Raw genomic sequence first — 19,380 nt, 5'->3', positions numbered from 1 at the left:
AAGCCGCATCGCGATCACGCGCGCCTCTTGCTTGCCACTCAGAATTTTCTCGGTAGGTGGCTTCGCTCGCGGTTTGCCGTGCAGTGTTTGCTCGAAGCCCTCCGTCACGAATCGTTCACGCAGCTTCTCGACCGTGCGAGTGCGACTGTCGAAGGCCGCGGCAATCTGTTCGTCGGTCCAGGCCGGGCCGCCTACGTCGGCCTTCAACAACATCTGCGCCCGTCGAACCTTTTGGCTCGAACCATTAAGATGCTTGACAACTTCGCCCAGCGTTCGGCGTTCCTTCGCCGTCAGCCGCACAATATACTTCTTGTTCATGGGACACCTCCGTGTTGCCGGAAGTCTCCCAAGTTTCCCGATCTCCGCCAACCCGAACTTCTAGCCGTGACAAAGCACTAGTTACTGCCTTTGGTCAGACCGTAGGCAATCGTGTCGCGGTGGCGATGCGCCCCTCCCCGCTATTCGGCCTCCGTTAGTGCATGGTTCACTCGCCGAGGGTTTCGCCCACGCGGATTCACGAGCAATTCGCCGCCTCTCCCTAAGCACGGCACCATAAATTTGGAGGCGGTCACCGACGTTCCCAAGCCTTACAAGGTGTTTTGGCAAGTTGTAAACACTGGTGCGGAGGCACGAGCTGCGAATCAGCTGCGCGGCGACTTTTACGACAGCGATAAGAGCGGTAGACAGCGAGAAGAGGAGACGACCTATGCGGGGATGCACTGGGTTGAGTGCTTCGTCATCAAGGACGAAATCTGCGTTGCCCGCAGTGGAGAGTTTGTAGTCAACATCGCTTGACGTACAAGGCCAAGTGCCGAACGAGGCGATTCTGAGAGTAATTCGATGTAAACTGACTCACTCGCAAGTAACCGTCGTTCACAGTCCAAACGCTATCGGCAACGCAGGACCGCCTGCCTCGATGTGGATCCCAATTTTGGCAAACGGGCGCGACTTGAGCGCACAACATGGTTTGGACCGACACCCCGACGCAGCTAAAGTATTGATCAAGTTTGACTACGAGTCCGTCCGCAAAGTCAAGATTGAAGAGGCGCTTTGTTGACGATTGTCGAGGCATGCAAATTCGTCGTTAGGCCGTAGGCATTCGTAGCAATCGTCAGCATTCGCCCTCCACCGCCAAAATCGTTGCTCGCGTTCGTGAGGGGGCTGCGTGGGGCTTTCTCGCCGGATAAGGGGCCAATGTCATCGGCAAAGCCACAGGGGGTTCGGCCAACTCGCGCGACGCTGGTTGCCTCGTAGAATCACAATAGCTGTCCCCCTGCGTGAAAAGTCGCTCCCGCCCAGACGAATCTGGCCAATTGGCTGAAAAAAAGTCGATCTCCCCCTGAACCAAAAGTCAGCGGCTGGCGTCTAATCAGGACGGACGGCGGCGGACTCGCCGAACAAACCGAGACCTTGAAACCGCGACCCATGCGGAACTGGTAGTACCTTCCATGATCTTCTTACGACTGAGTTCGATCCAAGAACGCATAGGTGCGGGTTATTCCGCGCTGGCGGGTTCCACGTGCGCCCAGGGTCATTCCGGGCGACGAGGCAGCTTGCTCGCGGGGAATATGCCCACACTCAGACTGCGCTTGTGACACTCGGCCGCTACTACGCGATCCCCTCCAAGGCCTGGTGTCCGAGCGACATCGGGCCTTTTTTTGTTGGCTGATCGGGACACAAACGCAAACGCCAACAAGCATCGCTGGGTCGGTAGCTGAGACGCGGGCACCGACCGAAGGTAGGTCGGCGGTGGCCTGAAAAGCCGCAGACGAGGATTCGAGCGCCTCCCGACCCACTGCGCTCAGCGTGCGCGCTGACAAAAACACACATGGCTCGTTCGTCTATCGGCCTGAGGATACCGCCCTTTCAAGGCGGAGAGATGGGTTCGACTCCCAAGCGATACCGCCGGTTGTTGATCAAGGATCCATCGAAGGCCCACTTGCGGTGGTCGGTCGTGCGGCAGAACCCGGAGGCTTATGTGAGTGGCACCGTGCGTCACCCGGATCACAAAACGATCCGGTTGGACGATTGGCATCGCGTGTTCACAAACACGGAGAACCGGGCGCCTGCCATGCGGCACCTGGTGTTTATCGATTGATCGAGCGGGCCGTCGCTCACGTTGGGCGGCGGCCCGCAATATGGCGTCCGTGGTGTAGCGGTTTCTGCACGTCTGGCTCGGGCACCAACCGAAGGTTGGTCGCCAGAAGGTGACGGTTCAACTCCGTTCGGACACCCTGGTGCGGCAAAGCCGCACAGAGCAGGAGAGAAGAGACAGTAGAAAGTAGGACAACAGCAGTTCTCCTGCGGTCTACTCTCTACTTTCAACTCTCCGGAATTCAAAGAGGAACGAATCGATGGTAGCGAAGACGCTTGAGCGCCCGACGCTGGTGCTCAACCGCAACTGGCAGCCGGTGAACGTGGCCACCGTGGCCCGGGCGCTGGTGCTGGGTGCAAAGCAAAGGAGGCAATTACGTTAGGGTTTCTGTCAAGCGGTTGGTGCCTGTGGTCTTGACTGAGCTTCCCCAAGCAAGGCATTAAGGTCGAGTGACCGTGTGAACATCTCCAGACTTCCGTCCCCGCTTCTCGGCCATGTCTCTTGCGGGCGGTCCCAATAGAGTTCCACCCCGTTGCCATCCGGGTCGCGCAGGTACAGGGCCTCGCTCACTCCATGGTCGCTCGCTCCGTCCAGTGGAATCCCCGCGGCCAGCAATCGGCGAAGTGCATCGGCCAGCGCGGCCCGAGTCGGGTACAAGATCGCGAAGTGATAAAGCCCTGTCGTGCCGGCGGGAGGCGATGAGCCGCCAAGGCTCTCCCAGGTATTTAGCCCGATGTGGTGGTGGTATCCGCCCGCCGACAGAAATGCAGCTTGCTCACCGTAGCGTTGCGTGAGCTCAAAGCCGAGCACGCCATGGTAGAAGCCGATCGCCCGTTCCAGGTCCGCGACCTTGAGATGCACGTGCCCAATTCGCACCTGCGGGTGAATCCGATTGGAATCAGCGATCGTCATCATTGCGGGCCTCCTATCTGATCACGTCGAAAGTCATTACCGCCTGTCGGGCGAACCTACTCCAGCAGCGCTAAGAGATCATTCAAGCTCTCCGCCATCTTGGAGCATCTTCTCCCGTTCACTCGCCATCGGATCACCTGCGTCTAACTTCGCAGCCACGCCCACGAGCCTCATGCGGCCGAGGTCAGAGGCCCACCCTACGCCGGATCTCGGCCGCGATCACTTCGGAGGCAGGGGTGATATCGACCTGAAGGGTTCCCTCCAGGACCTCCAGCGCCTCGAACTGGTTCTGGAGCAGTTTTGGGTTCATGAAGTGCCCTTTGCGTTCCGCCAGACGGCAGCTGATCAGCTCCTCCGAGCCGTGCAAGAAGACATAGTGGACGCATTCGAGGTCGTGCCGTTCCAGATACTGCCGGCATTCGCAATCGGGTGATAGTCGTCTCCCTCGACGAAGTCCCAGCCCACCTTAGTGGCCAGCACTTGCCGACGGTCGTTTTTCCCGTGCCTGAAACGCCCATCAATACGAGGACCATGATTGCGAATCCTGTCAGAAACCGCTTTGCTCGGCCAACTTACTACTTACGCGAATGCAACTGCGATGTGCGTGGACATCGAAAAAGTCAACTTGTCCCCATCGCGGTAACGTTGCGAGACAGCTTCCGTTTCACCGGTGACCGCTTCCACAAGTGCGGAACGCGCCGCGGTATCCAATTGTGCAAACACCGGTATCGACGTCGCCGCCCCCAGCACCGTGAGTTGCACAAAACGCGCTGGCGACGGAAGGTGAATATTGAGCGACCGGGGAGTAACTTCCATTCGCTGAAAGCCTGCATCGCTCAGGAGCGCACGCAGCTCCTCGGCATCCCCCAAGGAAAAGGACAAAGCCACTTCAGAGGTAGCCGAACCCAGGTGCCGTGTCGTCGCTTCAAACAGCGCTTCGTAAACGGGATGACGCTGGAGGGCCTGCCACACACTCAGGACGACACGCCCACCATTGGTCAGTACCCGCCGCATCTCTCGTAAGGACGCGGCGCGGTCAGAAAAAAACTGCAATCCTTGCTGGCACAGCACGAGATCGAACGCGCCATCCGGCAGGGCGAGGGCGATTGCATTCCCTTCCCGCCACTCAATCGTCGCACCTACAGGTGCGGGGAGCGCACTCGCGACGGCCAGCATTTCCGGACTAATATCGAGCGCGACCACCTTCCCTCCCGCTCCAACCAGGGGCGCGACGTGCCGCGCCACGCTGCCTGTGCCGCACGCTACGTCCAGCGCATGCTCGCCAGGCCGCGGAGCGGCGTATTCGAGCAGCACGCGTGTCCAAGGATCAGAGATTGCGGGGCCAAGATACCTCTCATACGTTTCGGCTGCATTCGGACTCTGCTGATGACTCATGGGGTTCTTCTCTTTGACGATACCCGTCCTCATGTCTTTAAAGGCGAAGAACATACGTAGCGGCCGCATAGTCGTGATGCGAATGGCCGCGTTGTAGACCGACGAACTTCTTTCGGCAATGTTCGCTGCAAAAGTAGAACGTCTGCCCGTCGCGCTCGATAAAGGCCTCCTTGGATTTGAATTAGGGTCAGTCCTCATGGGGGCTGGCCAGCCATGGAGTTTAACCTTTTCCCGGCGGTGAGGGCCCCGTTGCCCGCCATTTCCCGAGACGCGGCCGGTGCTGATTCAATGTAAAGTAACTGCTCTACGGCCTTTGGCACTACGGGAAGGCGGGGTCGCACAAACTACTGTCCGTGGTATCGAGGGTGAACAAATCCCAAGTATTGCCGCCCGCAGGATGTGCGAGGAACGTTAGCATCGGCTGCCAAAGGACTGACTCAGAACAAAGTCGCGCTGTTACGGTCATTTCGCTTTGATCGTGCGAAGGACGGGCGTTGGTTAGCAGTGTTTACCCGCGGCATGCGCCCCCAGGCATCGTTTCCGCTACAGCTTGCACCGTCACCCCTGGACGAGCGATCGTGGTATCTGGTCGATCAACTGGTTGAGCTCACCGGAGCCAAGGGCGATTTGATTTGGTGGACCCGGTGCGTGCGACGCATGGGCCCGGGGCCAGTCGAGAGGGCGCTGGGACAGTATCGCGAGGCCCGGCAATCGCAACATGTCCGCAATCCAGCCGGTCTGATGACGAAGATTCTCAAGGATATCGCTGGGGAAATCGGCATCGCGCTAAAGAACGAAACTTGAGCTTGGCGGTCAGAATAGGCCGATGGCCAGGGGCGCAGGAGCAGCGTTTGAGGCGCGTTTCTGATCCGATCAGACGTGAGAGTAGAGCCGGGCTTAAGGCGTGTGATGTTTGATACCAAGCGCTTTCGCGGCCGCCTGAAGTTTGCCGTCGAGTGTGGCCAGCGGCAGCCCCTCGCATAGCGCCAATTCGAGGTAGGCCGCATCATAAGCCGAGAGTTGATGGTCGCGGGCGATGGCCATGACACCGGACCAGGCCGCCGTGACCGTTTGGTCTTCGAGCGTGATGGGAAGGCTTGCCAGGCGGGCCAAGAAGGCAGACGCCTGAGGCGCGGTGCTTCGGCCACGCCGCTCTCCTACGAGCAGTGTATTGGCCACTTCCAGCGCCCAGAGTGCCGGAACCATCGCAGCGGACTTGATGAGGCTGGCAGCCACGGCGTCGGCGTAGTCGCTCGACTCGTCGGCAAAGAATCAGGCAAAGACGACGGAGCAGTCGAGCACAAACCGCGAGGCCGGCGCCGCCGGCTTGGATCGCTTCGTCTTTGCCATTAGTATCGTCGCCCCTCTTCGATGAGCTGCCGCACCGACACGCCGCGGCCCAATTTCGGTCCCTGCTGGTCACGCTGGGCCAGCATGGCGCGCACCACGGCGGCCACATCCGTCTCCTGTTCCACCTCGGGCGGCACCAGCATGGCCACCGGCTTCCCCCGGCGGGTGATGACGATGCGATCCCCTTTGGCGACCCGCTCCAAGAGCTGCGTGAGGTGCGTTTTGGCTTCGAATGTTCCCACTTCGATCATTGGCGGTACCCTAAAACAAACCAGTTTACTTAACTAGTTTATCATGCTAGGAGACAAGGAGCAAGGGAAACTCTCCCGCGCAAGTCTCACGTCCCCGCCGCAGGTGAGGGGCGGGGGACGCTCGCCTCGCTTGTCCGCGGATGGATATCAGCGTGCAAGCGTCGGCGGGAAATAGGAAGCGGCCCCTTCCAGCTGATCCAGAGCCGGGAAGGGGCCCGGTAGAAACCGCAAGCCGGAGAGAGCCGGCAGCATGGAGGCACAACATGTCACACAACACATACAACGGATGGACAAATCGCGAACCTTCGTAGGTGCTACCAAAGATCACAATCCCGAACGGAGACTCGCCCCCCACCGACTGGGAGAGCAGTCGACAGTAGGCGGCGACGCGCGCTGCATGCTGAGGTTTGGGCAGTGGCGACCGGTCGCCCGCGGGGGTGAGCGCTTTGACGACGGGGATTCGTAGCGACCCTCGCGACAGCACGCGCCAGGGACGCCCCGCCAACTGTAGGGACTCGTCTTCCAACACCAACTCGTGGGCTTCGGATTCATAGCCGGCCCGTAAAAGTTCCCACCAATTGACCTTCTGCATTTGGTCGCTGTCGCGAACGGGCTCCCGCGCCTGCGCCGCGAGGGCCGCGCGACGCCGAGCTGCCAGCAGCAGCACGTTCGACAATCTCTGCGAGAACAGCACCGCTTGACGCAACAAGAGTAGAGCGATTGGCAGCAAGATCAACCGATACCCGCCCCACCACAGCAGACCGCCACCAATGATTGCTGCCAGCACTTGGAGGCCAAGTCGGCGAAAGCTGCGTAGCTGGTGATCGAGCGCCTCCTCAATGAGCGCCAGGCTGTAGTCCGGCAGGTAATCGAGGTTGAAACGTGGGGGCGGTAGATCCACTTCGTCCATCTGCTGATTCGCGTAGGCAATGGCTCCTGCGCGAGGGCAAAAGACGAACTCCGACAAGGTGTGGACCGTCAACCAGCCTCGTCGATCACCGAATCCGGGATACACCGGTGTCTCCAGACGATTCACAGAGACGGCTCCTGTTGTTAGTCCGCCTTCCCTTGAATGGTGCGTGAGAACCATTTCAAGTGGAGGCCTCGAATGGGACGAACACTGTTTGTCATCACGCCGCACATTGTGGCTACCGCGCGCGAATACCTGAATTTATCGAAGGCTGGTCAACTGACCGGCATTCACGTGGCCGAATGTTTTCCGGTGTCACCGGAGAGCATCCTCTCGATCTGGGATAACGCCCATTTTGAACTCATGCGGCGCGGCGACCACCGCGAATTTGAACTCACCTCGGTCACGGTCTTCAAGAACGGGCAGGCCGCCGCTCAGTATCACAAGCAAAGTGATCCTGGCAGCGACCTGCCGTTGTTCGCCGACCTCGATGATCCGCCTACTTCCACCCCTTGATCGCCGCGAGGACCGGTGCGATTTCACGGGGCCGCTCGCTCTTCGGCGCCCGCACGCAGGCCAGAATCACGTCACGTACCCCCGCGGGCACACGCACCTCTTTCAGCAGTTCTTCCTCACTCCCCGATTTCGGAAGTTGGCGGCCGAGCGCATGCACGGCAATCCGTCCCCAACTGTAGAGATCCGCGCGTTCGTCGATATCGCGCCCGGCGACCACTTCGGCTGCCCGATAGGGGTCTGGTTGCCAATAGCGGTTGGCGACCGTGCGGTTCGCGTCCAATAACTTGGCCAGCTCAAAGTCGGTCAACACGGGGGTCGCATCTTGCTCCCGCAGCAGAATGAACTGTGGCGACAATTCGCGACGGACGATGGACTGTCGATGCAGGGCAGCCAAGCCTTCGGCGATGCCCCGCAGCACACCGGGGACCAGTTTGGGAGCCAGCGTCCCCTCAGCCAGCGCGTGTTCCAGCGTCACTCCCTCGATCCATTGATCGATGACCCACCAGTTGCCGTCGGTCCGGTCAGGCAACGCCGTGAGGTTCACGGCAATGTTGGGATGCTGACCGATCCGCCCGCACACCTCTGGATGACGCGTGAGTTGATCGCGATACGTCTGGCGGTCTTGATCCGACAGTTGACCGAGGTCGTAGAGTTTTCCGCGGCCGAAACGCTCCGTCAGGTGGAGATGCGTCAGGCGATGAAGCCGCCATTGCAGCGTATTGGATGCAGTCTCCCACGGACCAATGATCTGCGTGACTTCCCAATCCCCCACGAGGCGGCCGCGGCCTTGGGCGCGGGCCTCACCATTCGTATCGAGCTCTTCTGGCGCGAGCAACTCCGTCGGATCCGCAATGTCAAAGAATTTGGCGATGCGAGCGACAGTCCCCATCATCACCCCGCTGCCGCGCATGACGCGCTGCAGTGTGCGGCGTGAAATCTTTAGCGCCTTGGCCAGCCCCTGCTCCGTCAGCCCTTTTTGCAGACGCAAACGCCGGAGCTTAGCGAGGTCCAGCCGATACAAGCGTTGCCCAGTCTTCATCAGAATCGCCCTTTCTGCACAAGGCGCCGGAAACGTCCGGCAAAGGTACCTCGTGGCGATCGGTCAACTCGCGTCCAATGGCGATTGATCACGCCGATCGACCACTCATGGTACTGAATGTCACCACTTGGCACGTGCCGCGGGATGCACTTTTGTGGCTACTTTGTGTCCACCCGCCGGCGGAGTTCAGGCTTTCGCGCCTCGCTCGCGGCACCTGGGAATTACCGATGACCGCCCCAAAACGCCCCACGACGGCGACTGGCAAGCCGGTTGCGGATGATCTGCCGCGCTTGATCACGGCCGACGAATTGGCCGCCATCTTGGGCATGTCCAAGCGGTCCGTCTGGCGATTGGTTGCGAACGGGGAGATCCCCGAACCGCTGCGAGTTGGCGGCAGCACACGTTGGCCACTCGACGAGATCGAAGCCTGGTTGGACGCCGGCTGTCCACCGTGCGAAGAGGCTGAGTAAGCGATGCGGTTCTGTAGTCGCAGACGGCGCACATCGGTAGGTCGGCTCAACCGACCGAGTATCCCAGAATGGACCTGGATACTTCGGGCTCTTTCTTCACCCGGCAGCACCTCCGATGTCAGCCGACATGAACCGCGAGCTCCTCACCATGAAGCAGGTCGCCGAGCAACTTGGTTGCTCGATGACGAACGTCTACACGCTCGTTAGTCGCGGCCTGCTCCCTGTCATTCGCGTTGGTCAATCCAAAGGCTATCGAGTCGACCGGCACGATCTCGCCGCCTTCCTGGACGAACGCAGGATGCAATACGAGACCGTGCCGCGACCCGTCCGACGTCCGCAACTCAAGCACATCAAGCTCTAGCCGGCGGCGCGCCGGGCCTGGTCGAGAAGGAATTTGGGATTGTGGGCCAGATGCTGATAGACCCTGGCCAGCGTCGAAGGATCTCAATGGCCCATCAAGATGGCCACGGTCAACGCATCCAGTCCCCGTTCCAGGGCGTGCGTGGCCCAGGAATGTCGCAGCGTGTAGAGCGAGCACTTGGGGGCCAGTGTGCAAGCAAACCGATAGCGCAGCTTCCGCCGTGCCTCCAATTCGAGTTCGCGGTCCGACTTCTGCACGACCTCACCCCGTTCGATTCGCTCGCGGGCCAACGACTTCGTGAACTCTCGCACCTCTTTATTGCTGAACTGGACATCCTGCGTTTTCAACAGCCGCAGGCCCATCTTGATCTGCAACCGCACGAAGGCGCAGTTGACCGATTCGGTGGTCCAAGGGTTGCCTCGCGAATTGCGAAACAGCTTTCCCTCGGGATAGAGCAACACCAGGCGCCGCGTAATCTCCAAGGCCCGGTCGGTGAGGTAGACAATCCGCGGGATGTTGCCTTTGGACTCCGCTTGCGGGAACACCCAGCGGCTGTTCGCCAGATCGACGTGCCGCGCTTCGACGCGCAACGATTCTTGCGGCCGGCAGCCCGACTCCCAGGTGGTGATCAGCAGGTCTCGCAGTTCCCGCACCGGGATCAGGCTGATCAATTCCTCAAACTGCTCCTGCGAGATAACGGTGTCCCGTTTGCCGGCCCGCGGCTGCTCCATATGCATGATGGGGCTGCGGTCGACATACCCTTGTTGCTCGGCCCAGCGCATGGCCCGCTTGATGCTGCGGCAGTAGTTGCGCCGCGTGCCCGAAGAAACGCCCTCTTCCCCATCGATCCAGAGTTGGACGTGGAACGGCCGCAGCTGTGCGGTGGTGAGCTTGGGGTAGGTCTCGGCAAAGGACTGCAACCGCTCGCGATACCACTCGTACGTGACGGGGGAGCGGTGCTTCGAGCACCAATCCAAAAAGGCATCGATCAACGCCACCACCGAATCGCTGCGCACCGCCCGCTTCTGAGGGCGTGCCATCAGCTCATGGAATGTGGTGAGGGCCGCTTTCTTGTCGGGCCCCAGATCGTGCCGCTTGCCGTCGATGGTGACGAACCACCTGCGGCGGGCCTTCCAAAACCAAGGTCGAGACGCGCGAGCCATGAGAAAACCTCCAAGCTTGAGACGGTAGGAAACCATCCCGCGCAAGCCTGCAGGTTTGCGTCGCGTCACCGAGCGGTTGCCGCCGCTCGGTGACGTCTCTTTCTCACCTTGCCCAGATTCTGTATCAGAATTCTGTACCTGGACAGGTCACGTTGTCGTAAGTCTAGTATCCCCGAGAGGATTCGAACCTCTAACCTTCGGCTCCGGAGGCCGACGCTCTATCCAATTGAGCTACGGGGACGTGATACGCGCTACTTTTCCCGCGGATGCGGGGGAATCTGCGGCCGTCGGTGGTCCCAAGCGGGCCGCAGGGCCCGAAACCCTAAAGATACCGCACTGTCGCCGTCTGTCTACGACCGGAAAACCGCGGTCGCCGCCGCCTTTTCTTGACGCGTGCGCGGCGCGTCACTAGTCTGGCGCTGTCGTAAACGTGCCTGACAGCAGCGGATGCGCTCAGCCGAGGTGCTCGCTCCGCTCGCCGAGGCAGGCATCGCTACGATGTCCGTGGGGGACACTGTTCGTCGGGCCAGGTTCGGCGTTTCGTCGCTCGAACCGAGAATTGCCAGTGGCGTTGGATCGCGTCGCCTGGTGGTTCGGGAAGCAACCTTACGATCCCAATCGTTTCTGTGTCCCCAGCAAGCTTGACCCCGCAATCGTACACAGGGGCGCTGCTTGCCACGCGATGCTCCAATCCCGGTGGGTTCTCCCGGGACCGCGACCATCGATGTGACCAGATCGAGCCAGCACGTCTTGCCAGCCTGGAAGTAGCTCCTTGATGAGTCTCGCGTCACGATTGTTCCCGATGGTCACGCGTCCGGCAAACCTGCTTCCGCTGCTGGCGCTAGTGTGCGGCCTGGCGTGGGCCGATTTTGCGTTGCGCGCCGCCGACCCAACCAAAGACAAAGGGAAGCCATCGCCCCCGTCCAGCGATGATGCCGCAGAGCTGACGTTGCCCGATTTCTGGCCCGAGGGGCACCCGCTCCCCCAGGTCAAATCAAACTGCGTGAAGTGCCACTTGAACGCCGGTCGCGAGTTGACGGTCCCGCTCGTACACTTTGCCCACAGCGTGCATGACCTGAACCAGATGTCGTGCCACGACTGCCACGGCGGCAACACGGTGGATGACGCGAAAGCGCACGAGGAGGATTTCGGCTTTATCGGCACGAAGTTGAGCGCTCACATCGCGCGTTGCGCGGAGTGCCACGAAGAGCAGGCCGACGTGCTGGCCGCCGGGCCTCATCATTGGGACTGGTCGAAGCGGATCAACATCGACTATCCCATGTGCTTCGACTGCCACGGCAATCACGACGTGGGTAACGCCGCGGCCGATTTCAAGCTGAAGGAAATCTGTCTCGACTGCCACGAGAATCTTGACCAGGATTATCCCCACGTTGCCTCGTTCGTGACGCAGAACGACGAACTGGCCGAAACGCTGGCGCAGGTCCGCGAGAAGCACGCACAGGCCGACGAGTTGTTGCCGGAAAAGTTCGCCGACGAGGTGGGCTCGCTACGCGAGGCCACGATGCGCGTGTTGCACGCGGCGCGCGAGTTGACGGCCGACGAGGCCCAGCAGTTGGGCGAACGAGCGGCCCAGACCCGCGAACGACTCGAAACCTGGCTCAAAAAGTCCAAGTAGTGTTGATGTTCGGTTCCGAAACCACGGCAGCTCCAACCTGGTGAGGCACGCCATGCACCCGAATCATTGCCCCAAGCGTCGTCGATTCCTGCAACAGGCGGGGGCACTTTCGCTCTCGGCCGGCGTGGGGGGCACTATTTTGCAGCGCGGCCGCCTGTGGGGAGATGAGCCGGCGGCCAAGCCCAAGCCCGTGCCCGCCGCCGACGTGGGAATCGCGCGTGGCTCGAACATGGAAGACGCGGTGCGTGCCGCCGTTCAATTGGCAGGGGGCATGGACTTCATCCAAGAAGGCCAGACCGTTCTGATCAAGCCGAACGTGACAGGGGCCGCCAAGAACCCCACCACCACGAGCCCCGAGGTGCTTTACGCGGTAATCAAGCTCGTGGCCGAACGAGGTCCCAAGCGGATCATCGTCGCCGACCGCAGCTTTTCGCCCTTGTTCGTGCGCGATCCCGAAATGGCCCTGACCGCGCCCAAGACGGTCGACGTGATGAAGCGCGCCGGACATCTCGACGCGGTGAATCAGGCGATCTCCGACGTGAAAGCGCCGGTCGTGGCCGTGGGGCTGGAAGATGCCGCCCAAGAGTTCGAGCTGCTCGGCCTGCCGAAGAATACCCCCCACTGGCGCAAGGTGCAGCCCGCGCTGGCCACGCACTGGCCGAACGGTTTCGAGTTGGCTGAACTGCTCTTTGCCGTCGACCATGTGATCAACGTGCCGGTCATCAAGACCCACTTCCAGGCCTGGTTCACCATGTCGATGAAAGCCTTCGTCGGCATGAGCCACCACCGCTCGCGCCGCGAGTTCCACGCCAGCCTGCACGGCGAAGGGAACAACGACCTGTTCGATCAGAAGAAGTCGGGCCGCCGGCGCCGACGCGGCGATGCCGGTCGCAAGGAAGAAATCGAAGAAGTGCAGCCCTTCGTCAATCGCATTTCGGAATTGAACCTGGGCATTCGCCCAGCGCTCAACATCCTCGACGGCACCCAGAGCTACGTCTTTGGCGGTCCGTCGCACGGTGACTCGGTCGAGCCGAAGCTGGTGGTCGCCAGCCGCGACCGCGTGGCGGCCGACGCCACCGGCGTGGCGGTGCTCAAGCGTTACGGCACCGAGGCCCGCTTGCAGAACCATTCGGTCTGGACCAATCCCTTCATCCGCCACGCCATCGAAATCGGGCTGGGCATCGACGGGCTCGACAAGCTGAACCTCAAGCACGCCGGCATGGACGACGACATCGAGCAATTCCGCGAGATGCTGGCATAGGCAGAGAAGCCAATCCGGCACAGCGAAACTACAGTAGAAAAGTGGCACAGGCCGCCAGCCTGTGCGGGCAAGCCGGACGGCTCACGGGGACCTAAGCCAGCGAAACCAACACTTCACTGGCCGCCTTTACGGTCGCGTCGATATCGGCCTCGCTGTGCGCCGTCGAGACGAACAGCGCTTCGAATTGACTGCAGGGCATGTAGACCCCCCGGTCGATCAGCCCCCAGAAGTAACGGGCAAACTTCTGGCGGTCGCTGCGGTCGGCCACGTCCCAATCGGTCACGCGATCGGGATTGAAGAAGAGGGTCATCATGCTGCCGACGCGCGCCAGCGTGTGGGGCAGGCCGGCTTGCTTCGCCGCAGCAACCAGCCCCGCGGCCAGCCCCGCGGAAAGCGTTTCCAATCGATCGTAGGGACGCTCGTCGCGCAAGATCTTGAGCGTGGCGATGCCGGCTGCCGTGGCCAACGGGTTACCGCTGAGCGTGCCGGCCTGGAAGACGCGACCGGCGGGGAGCACGTGGTCCATGATCTCGGCACGGCCGCCATAGGCGCCGACGGGCAATCCCCCTCCCACGATCTTGCCGAGCGTCGTGATGTCGGCCTCGATGCCGTACCGTTCTTGCGCACCGCCGTACGCCAAGCGGAAACCGGTCATCACTTCATCGAGAATGAGCAGGGCGCCCGCGCGACGGGTTTCTTCACGCAGGGCGGTCAGGAACTCGGGCGAGGGCTCGACGAGCCCCATGTTGCCCACTACCGGCTCGACGATCACCGCGGCCACGCGATCCTGGTGCTTCGTCAGCAGATCGGCGAGGCCCTGCGCGTCGTTGTAACGGGCCACGATCGTATCAGCCGCCGTGCCACGCGTCACACCGGGCGAATCGGGCACGCCGAGCGTCGCCGCCGAGCTGCCCGCCGCCACCAGCAGACTATCGACGTGGCCGTGGTAGTTGCCGGCGAATTTAATGATGGCGTCGCGCCCGGTGATGCCGCGCGCAAGGCGAATGGCACTCAATGTCGCTTCCGTGCCGGAGCTGACCAGGCGCACGCGATCGATCGATTTGAAGGCGCCGGCGATCAACTCGGCGAGTTCCGATTCGGCCTCGGTCGGCGCGCCGTAGCTGGTCCCACGATCGACCGCCGCGTGCAAGGCGGCAACCACGGCCGGATGCGCGTGGCCGAGAATCATCGGGCCCCACGAGCCGATGTAGTCGATGTAGCGGTTGCCATCGAGGTCATGCAGATAGGCCCCCGCGGCGTGATCGATGAACAGCGGAGCGCCGCCGACGGCCCCAAAGGCACGGGCCGGACTGTTGACTCCGCCGGGAATGAGAGACTTGGCGTGGGCGAAGGCCCGCTCGCTTCTTTCGCGTGACATGCAGCGTCTCGTGCGGCGGGCTGTGCCTTAGGCACCAAGCCAGCGCGCGACGTCCGGGGCCCAATAGGTGAGGATAATGCCGGCTCCCGCGCGTTTGACGGCGGTGAGCATTTCGAGCGCGACGGCTCGTTCGTCGAGCCAGCCACGTTCGGCGGCGGCCTTCACCATACTGTATTCGCCCGACACGTTGTAGGCCGCCAGGGGAACGCCGGGAAACGTTTCGCGCACACGGCGGATGATGTCGAGATAGGCCAGCGCCGGCTTGACCATGACGAGATCGGCCCCTTCGGCCAGGTCGAGCGCCACCTCGCGCAGGGCCTGCTCGGCGGCGGCCGCCGGATCCATCTGGTAACCGCGCCGGTCACCGAACTGCGGAGCACTTTCGGCCGCGTCACGGAAGGGGCCGTAGAAGGCGCTCGCATACTTGGCGGCGTAGCTCATGATCGGCAGATGCGTGTAGCCGGCGCCGTCGAGCGCCTGCCGAATCGCGCCCACCATGCCATCCATCATGCCGCTGGGAGCGACCAGATCGGCTCCCGCCCGAGCATGGCTCACGACCTGCCTGGCCAGCAACTCGAGCGTGGCATCGTTGTCGACGTCCATGCGCCCCGTCTTCTCGTTGATGATGCCGCAGTGTCCGTGATCGGTGTACTCGCAGCAGCAGACGTCGGTGATGACGAGCAGGTCGGGAGCGGCCTCTTTCGCCGCCTGGATGGCGCGCTGGATGATGCCCGCATCGGCAAAGGCGTCACTGCCGAGCGAATCTTTTTCGCTAGGAATGCCGAAGAGAATGATCCCGCCCAGCCCCAGCTTCGCGGCTTGCCGCGCTGCGACGGCCAACTCCGCGAGCGACAACTGCGACTGACCGGGCATCGAGGCAATGGGACGTCGGGCCTCGCTACCGGTGTGTACGAACAGCGGCAAAATCAGGTCCGTGGGCGAGAGGGTCGTCTCGCGCACCAGCGCACGCAGCGCAGAATGCTGCCGCAGGCGGCGCATCCGCGTGCCGGGAAAACCAGGAGCAAGTTCGCGAGGGTCGGACATCGAAGGATGGTCTATTTCTCGGCAGTCGCGTCGGCCTGGGCAACGGTGGCCGGCCGGCGTACGTGCAGCGTGATGGCAGGAGACGAGACACCACCGCCGTCGAGGGCAAGGGCGTGGAACGGGCGATCCGACTCCCCCACCCAGGGCCGCGCGGTGAGGGAAATCTGTCGCTCGCTCTGACCTTCGGGAATCAACACGCCGTTGAGACCGATGTTGTCCACGTACACGCCATGCGGCAGGTTGTTCACATTGAACTTTACGGCGCCGTCGAAGCCGTGCCGCTCGATTTTCAGCGTCGCGGTGACGTTCGACCCGGGGGCGATCGTCACCTCCGCCGGTTCGAGCACGACGCGCAATTTCTCCAGCGAAACCAACTTGAGCAGCCCGAGGCCCGTCAATTGCTTGACGACGGGGGAGCCGCCGATTTCCGCCGTGGCGGTGATCTGCGTCTTTTTCGCCACTTCTTCGGAAGGACTTTTCGCGTCGGCATCAGCCCAGACGACGGTGTGCGCCTCGAGATGTCCCGGCTCGATCACGATCGGCGTCGAGCAGTGGAACCCGGGAGGCAATCCTTCGATGTCGATGCGGATCGGGCCATCGAAGCCATCTGCCCGATCGGCCGTGAAGGTCACGCTCTTGCCGCAGCCGGCATTCACCGTCAGCTCGTTGCTCGACACGGCGACGCTGAAGTCGGGGCGCGGCTCGCGGATCGTGAGACGGTAGGCAAAGCGATCGCCGTTGCCGCCGCGGACGTCGCGCACGCGGACGAGATACTGCCCGTCGGCCGGCGCCGTGAACGTAAGCCGGCTGTCGCGGCCGAGCTTGCGCAGTCCGTCGTCATCGTTCGAGTAGTGCAGCGTGAAGACGGGCAGGCCATTGGGGACCAACGCCGTACCGGGCGCATGGGGAGAGACGATGTAGCACGCTTCGTGGACCGCGTGCGCCGTGGAGCTCGTATCGAAGTAGGCAATGCGCTGGCCACGACTGGTGTAGAAGTTGAAGCCCGAGTCGGGCCCCTGCGGCAGACGGAAGATCTTGCAGACCTCGCCGTCGAGGTACATCAACTCGTTGAGCTCCATCTCTTCCCAGTTATGCACTCGCACGTCGGCGATCTTCGAATCGATGCTGCGGAAGTCGATGTACGAATCGCGCGTCGCCTGCAACAACAGACGGGGCAGGGGCTGCCCCACGGCGTCGAGCACTTCGATCGCGGTATCGATCGGCGAGCCACGACCATCGCCATCGGTTTCGACGATCCAGGTCTGCCCGGCACGCGACTCGAACCGGAACAGATCGGCGTCGCTGGTTGGCGTGTCCGACCAGATGCGGCCACCCACGGTACAGGGGACATTCACTATCGTCGCCGTGTCTGGCTCGTCGTTCGGTTCGCTCTCGACCGATTCGGGCAACATTCCCACCAACACCTTGAGACCGCGACGGGCGCGATACTGTTGCGGGTCGAGGGGCACGCTGATTTCACCGTCGGCCTGGGCCGGCAGCGTCACGCGAGCCTCGGCCGGCAGGTTGTAGCCCGCGAGCTGCGCGGAGGACTCCTGGTTCGCCGCCACGCTGAGCGGAAAGACCCCGGTTACGTACGGAAAGGCGCCCACCGAGAGGCGATAGACATGCTCCTCCGAACCCGACTGCAGCAGGTCGGAAATGCGCACCGTGTACCGGCCGGCGACCGGCGGATCGAAGGCCACCAGTGGATCGCTCTCGCCGTCGAAGTCGTTGTTGCTGGCCACGACACGACCGGCGGCGTCGAACAACGTGAGGACGATGTTCGCCTTCGTCTTCAACGCGCGAGCATCGACGGCCAGCACCACGGTCTTGCCCGGCTCGGCCGCGAAGCTGAAATGATCGACGTCCCCTTGCGAGCCAAGCTTGCCCCACAGCGTGATGGGCAACGCAACTTCGGTGGCTTGAGCGAGCTCGCTGTTCGGCTCGGACTCGACCTGTTGCGCCAGGTCGTCGACTTCGAGCCGGAGCGACTTGCTCTGGCCGCCGGCGGTGATGGCGCGCACGTCGTACGTGCCACGCGAGAGCTCGGCCGAGGGAGCGATCTCGACGATGACCTCGTCGGGGCTCGAATTCTCGCTGGCAAGGAGCTTGACCTCGAACGCATGCTTGCCGAAGTCGAGCTTCTCGAGTCCCAGCAGGTTCTTGCCCACGAGCCGCACGCGCGTCGCGACGCCGCGCTGGAGGCCGCGCGGTTCGAGCTGGGCGAGCTCCGGCGCCGCGGGCGGAGCGTGCTTGCCGCTGGGGACATCGTAGTAAACGAGTTCGCCATCGAGGCGTCCCACAGCCAGCGTCTTGCCATCGGGCGAGAAGCCGAGTGCCGCCGACCAGTCGGATTGCGGTTCGAGCAAGAGCCGCTCGACGACCGACTCGGCATCCCAGATCTTGACGGTGCGATCTTCGGCGGTCGAGGCGAGCAGCTTACCATCGCGCGAGAAGGCCAGCTTGCCGATGGCTCCCTCGTGCGCGAATCGAGCATAGAGGAGCTTGTTCGTCCCTTCCGCCCGGCTCTCGCTCAGTTCCCACACGCGGATGCGATTGTCGCGGCCGGCGCCGACCAGGCGTTGCCCGTCAGGACTGAACGCGACCGTGTATTGATCTTCGAGCGGTTGGCCAAACGTATCCAGGCGGGCGCCGGTGGCGACCTCCCACAGTTTGACGGTGCGATCGGCGCTCGCGCTGGCCAGAAACTTGCCATCGGCACTGAACGCGAGATCGTACACAGCGCCGTTGTGTCCCGTGATCGTGCGGACTTCTGCCCCCGTGTTCGCCTCCCAGAGGATGATCGCCTGGTCGTAGCCGGCCGTGGCCAGCAGGGCGCCGTCGGGCGTGAGCACCGCACTGTAGAGACTGTCTTTATGCCCGCGCACTTCACGCAAAAGCGAACCGTCGGCCACGTTCCAGAGGCGGGCCTCGCCGAAGAGACCGGGCTCCCCGGCGGCCGAAATCAGCTTGCTACCGTCGGGCGAGAACGACACGGACATCACATTGCCCGCATGCCCCTCGAGACGGCGGACGAGGGCACGATTCTCGGGCGAGTACAAGCGAATCTCTCGAAAGCCGGCGACGGCCAACAGCTTGCCATCGGGAGAGTATGCGACAGCATGGATGGGGTGTCGCGGCGTGACGCGCGGCTCGATGTGCGGGATGACAAGCTTTGTAGGGTCGGGCGCGGCGCCGTCGGGGCCGGGCGCTCCGGCGGCGATCCAGCGCTCGAGCGTGGCAACCTCGTCGGCCGTGGGGGACTCGCTCCCTTCGGGGGGCATGGCCGGTTCCGCCTTGCCCGTCAGCACCAGGATCAACCGGCTGCGCTCGGGCTGTCCCGCCACCAACACGGCGCCATGCTCGCCGCCGGCCAACAGCTTGTCGTACCCGTCGAGGACGAGCTTGCCTTCGGCATCGTCCGCGTTATGGCAGCCGACGCAATACTTGGCGAGGATCGGCGCCACCGCGTTGTGAAAGCTGGGGGCCGCGGCCTCGGGTTGTTCATCGGCAACGGCGACGATGGCGCCATGCAGCGCGATGCTGAACCAGGCCGCGAAGGCGAGCATCCCACCGGCCCGGCGGGCGCGGGCCCGTCG

The 19,380-nt window shown here is 62.6% G+C and carries 18 protein-coding genes, 3 tRNA genes and 1 pseudogene; 9 read left to right on the top strand and 13 right to left on the bottom strand.

Annotated features, from left to right (window positions below; translation table 11 throughout):
- Positions 1-318: helix-turn-helix domain-containing protein (locus tag KF708_15245; GenBank protein MBX3414041.1), on the bottom strand; the 318-nt coding region annotated here is incomplete at its 3' end.
- 111 nt (positions 319-429) lie between these two features.
- Between KF708_15245 and KF708_15240 the strand changes: the two genes are divergently transcribed.
- The 4 genes and pseudogenes from KF708_15240 to KF708_15225 all read left to right on the top strand — a co-directional run bounded on the left by KF708_15240 (position 430) and on the right by KF708_15225 (position 2,441).
- Positions 430-795, top strand: a complete 366-nt coding sequence (locus tag KF708_15240; GenBank protein MBX3414040.1) for a hypothetical protein — start codon at positions 430-432, stop codon at positions 793-795.
- 909 nt (positions 796-1,704) lie between these two features.
- Positions 1,705-1,795: transfer RNA gene (locus tag KF708_15235), tRNA-Phe, on the top strand.
- 346 nt (positions 1,796-2,141) lie between these two features.
- A tRNA-Pro gene (locus KF708_15230) sits at positions 2,142-2,234 on the top strand.
- Between the two features lie 120 nt (positions 2,235-2,354).
- Positions 2,355-2,441, top strand: a pseudogene (locus KF708_15225) (HNH endonuclease).
- A gap of 44 nt (positions 2,442-2,485) precedes the next feature.
- Here KF708_15225 and KF708_15220 read toward each other — a convergent pair.
- The 6 genes from KF708_15220 to KF708_15195 all read right to left on the bottom strand — a co-directional run bounded on the left by KF708_15220 (position 2,486) and on the right by KF708_15195 (position 7,039).
- Entirely contained in the window at positions 2,486-3,010 is a 525-nt protein-coding gene (locus KF708_15220) for a VOC family protein (protein ID MBX3414039.1), read from the bottom strand.
- Positions 3,011-3,586: 576 nt separating this feature from the next.
- Positions 3,587-4,456 carry a class I SAM-dependent methyltransferase gene (locus KF708_15215; protein ID MBX3414038.1) on the bottom strand — a complete coding sequence of 290 codons (870 nt, stop codon included), beginning with the start codon at positions 4,454-4,456 and terminating at the stop codon, positions 3,587-3,589.
- Positions 4,440-4,562, bottom strand: coding sequence for a hypothetical protein (locus KF708_15210; GenBank protein ID MBX3414037.1), 123 nt, complete (start codon positions 4,560-4,562; stop codon positions 4,440-4,442). The genes KF708_15215 and KF708_15210 overlap by 17 nt, the downstream gene beginning before the upstream one ends.
- A 737-nt stretch (positions 4,563-5,299) precedes the next feature.
- Positions 5,300-5,638, bottom strand: a complete 339-nt coding sequence (locus KF708_15205; protein ID MBX3414036.1) for a type II toxin-antitoxin system VapC family toxin — start codon at positions 5,636-5,638, stop codon at positions 5,300-5,302.
- A 113-nt stretch (positions 5,639-5,751) separates the two neighbouring features.
- Complete coding sequence (locus tag KF708_15200; protein ID MBX3414035.1) at positions 5,752-6,003, bottom strand: type II toxin-antitoxin system prevent-host-death family antitoxin; 252 nt, start codon at positions 6,001-6,003, stop codon at positions 5,752-5,754.
- 46 nt (positions 6,004-6,049) lie between these two features.
- Positions 6,050-7,039 carry a hypothetical protein gene (locus KF708_15195; protein MBX3414034.1) on the bottom strand — a complete coding sequence of 330 codons (990 nt, stop codon included), beginning with the start codon at positions 7,037-7,039 and terminating at the stop codon, positions 6,050-6,052.
- A gap of 72 nt (positions 7,040-7,111) precedes the next feature.
- On the opposite strand from KF708_15195, the gene KF708_15190 reads away from it, so the two are divergent.
- A complete protein-coding gene (locus KF708_15190; protein MBX3414033.1) occupies positions 7,112-7,429 on the top strand; it encodes a hypothetical protein in 318 nt (105 codons plus the stop codon).
- Here KF708_15190 and KF708_15185 read toward each other — a convergent pair.
- On the bottom strand, positions 7,413-8,468 hold the full coding sequence (locus KF708_15185) for a protein kinase (GenBank protein ID MBX3414032.1): 1,056 nt from the start codon (positions 8,466-8,468) through the stop codon (positions 7,413-7,415). The two genes, KF708_15190 and KF708_15185, sit on opposite strands and share 17 nt — an antisense overlap.
- A gap of 227 nt (positions 8,469-8,695) precedes the next feature.
- On the opposite strand from KF708_15185, the gene KF708_15180 reads away from it, so the two are divergent.
- Both KF708_15180 and KF708_15175 read left to right on the top strand, forming a co-directional pair.
- Positions 8,696-8,938, top strand: coding sequence for a helix-turn-helix domain-containing protein (locus KF708_15180; GenBank protein MBX3414031.1), 243 nt, complete (start codon positions 8,696-8,698; stop codon positions 8,936-8,938).
- A gap of 115 nt (positions 8,939-9,053) precedes the next feature.
- The gene (locus KF708_15175) at positions 9,054-9,299 is read left to right on the top strand and encodes a helix-turn-helix domain-containing protein (protein MBX3414030.1); all 246 of its coding nucleotides are present in this window, start codon (positions 9,054-9,056) and stop codon (positions 9,297-9,299) included.
- A gap of 83 nt (positions 9,300-9,382) precedes the next feature.
- Here the strand turns inward: KF708_15175 and KF708_15170 are convergent, their stop codons facing one another.
- Both KF708_15170 and KF708_15165 read right to left on the bottom strand, forming a co-directional pair.
- On the bottom strand, positions 9,383-10,462 hold the full coding sequence (locus tag KF708_15170; protein MBX3414029.1) for a tyrosine-type recombinase/integrase: 1,080 nt from the start codon (positions 10,460-10,462) through the stop codon (positions 9,383-9,385).
- A 167-nt stretch (positions 10,463-10,629) separates the two neighbouring features.
- Positions 10,630-10,703: transfer RNA gene (locus KF708_15165), tRNA-Arg, on the bottom strand.
- 534 nt (positions 10,704-11,237) lie between these two features.
- Here KF708_15165 and KF708_15160 point away from each other — a divergent pair.
- Both KF708_15160 and KF708_15155 read left to right on the top strand, forming a co-directional pair.
- Positions 11,238-12,098 (top strand): cytochrome c3 family protein, encoded by an 861-nt coding sequence (locus tag KF708_15160; protein ID MBX3414028.1) that lies wholly within the window; start codon positions 11,238-11,240, stop codon positions 12,096-12,098.
- Between the two features lie 52 nt (positions 12,099-12,150).
- Positions 12,151-13,359, top strand: coding sequence for a DUF362 domain-containing protein (locus KF708_15155; protein MBX3414027.1), 1,209 nt, complete (start codon positions 12,151-12,153; stop codon positions 13,357-13,359).
- A 91-nt stretch (positions 13,360-13,450) separates the two neighbouring features.
- Here KF708_15155 and hemL read toward each other — a convergent pair whose 3' ends face one another.
- From hemL to KF708_15140, 3 genes are read right to left on the bottom strand one after another with little or no spacing between them, the layout of a single operon-like run.
- Complete coding sequence (hemL, locus tag KF708_15150; GenBank protein ID MBX3414026.1) at positions 13,451-14,737, bottom strand: glutamate-1-semialdehyde 2,1-aminomutase; 1,287 nt, start codon at positions 14,735-14,737, stop codon at positions 13,451-13,453.
- 27 nt (positions 14,738-14,764) lie between these two features.
- Entirely contained in the window at positions 14,765-15,736 is a 972-nt protein-coding gene (hemB, locus tag KF708_15145) for a porphobilinogen synthase (GenBank protein ID MBX3414025.1), read from the bottom strand.
- Between the two features lie 56 nt (positions 15,737-15,792).
- On the bottom strand, positions 15,793-19,350 hold the full coding sequence (locus tag KF708_15140) for a pre-peptidase C-terminal domain-containing protein (protein ID MBX3414024.1): 3,558 nt from the start codon (positions 19,348-19,350) through the stop codon (positions 15,793-15,795).
- Positions 19,351-19,380 lie beyond the last annotated feature (30 nt).

The sequence above is a fragment of the Pirellulales bacterium genome (genome assembly GCA_019636335.1).
Lineage (GTDB): Bacteria > Planctomycetota > Planctomycetia > Pirellulales > JAEUIK01 > JAHBXR01.
The sequence above is the reverse complement of the archived record's forward strand: the minus strand, read 5'-3'. Positions and strand labels throughout refer to the sequence as shown.

Bases quoted from the DNA above. Each gene is read 5' to 3' on its own strand.
- KF708_15200 (MBX3414035.1), bottom strand. From the start codon at position 6,003: ATGATCGAAGTGGGAACATTCGAAGCCAAAACGCACCTCACGCAGCTC.
- hemL (MBX3414026.1), bottom strand. From the start codon at position 14,737: ATGTCACGCGAAAGAAGCGAGCGGGCCTTCGCCCACGCCAAGTCTCTC.
- KF708_15220 (MBX3414039.1), bottom strand. From the start codon at position 3,010: ATGATGACGATCGCTGATTCCAATCGGATTCACCCGCAGGTGCGAATT.
- KF708_15190 (MBX3414033.1), top strand. From the start codon at position 7,112: ATGGGACGAACACTGTTTGTCATCACGCCGCACATTGTGGCTACCGCG.
- KF708_15155 (MBX3414027.1), top strand. From the start codon at position 12,151: ATGCACCCGAATCATTGCCCCAAGCGTCGTCGATTCCTGCAACAGGCG.
- KF708_15180 (MBX3414031.1), top strand. From the start codon at position 8,696: ATGACCGCCCCAAAACGCCCCACGACGGCGACTGGCAAGCCGGTTGCG.
- KF708_15175 (MBX3414030.1), top strand. From the start codon at position 9,054: ATGTCAGCCGACATGAACCGCGAGCTCCTCACCATGAAGCAGGTCGCC.
- KF708_15185 (MBX3414032.1), bottom strand. From the start codon at position 8,468: ATGAAGACTGGGCAACGCTTGTATCGGCTGGACCTCGCTAAGCTCCGG.
- KF708_15140 (MBX3414024.1), bottom strand. From the start codon at position 19,350: ATGCTCGCCTTCGCGGCCTGGTTCAGCATCGCGCTGCATGGCGCCATC.
- KF708_15215 (MBX3414038.1), bottom strand. From the start codon at position 4,456: ATGTTCTTCGCCTTTAAAGACATGAGGACGGGTATCGTCAAAGAGAAG.
- KF708_15160 (MBX3414028.1), top strand. From the start codon at position 11,238: ATGAGTCTCGCGTCACGATTGTTCCCGATGGTCACGCGTCCGGCAAAC.
- hemB (MBX3414025.1), bottom strand. From the start codon at position 15,736: ATGCGCCGCCTGCGGCAGCATTCTGCGCTGCGTGCGCTGGTGCGCGAG.
- KF708_15170 (MBX3414029.1), bottom strand. From the start codon at position 10,462: ATGGCTCGCGCGTCTCGACCTTGGTTTTGGAAGGCCCGCCGCAGGTGG.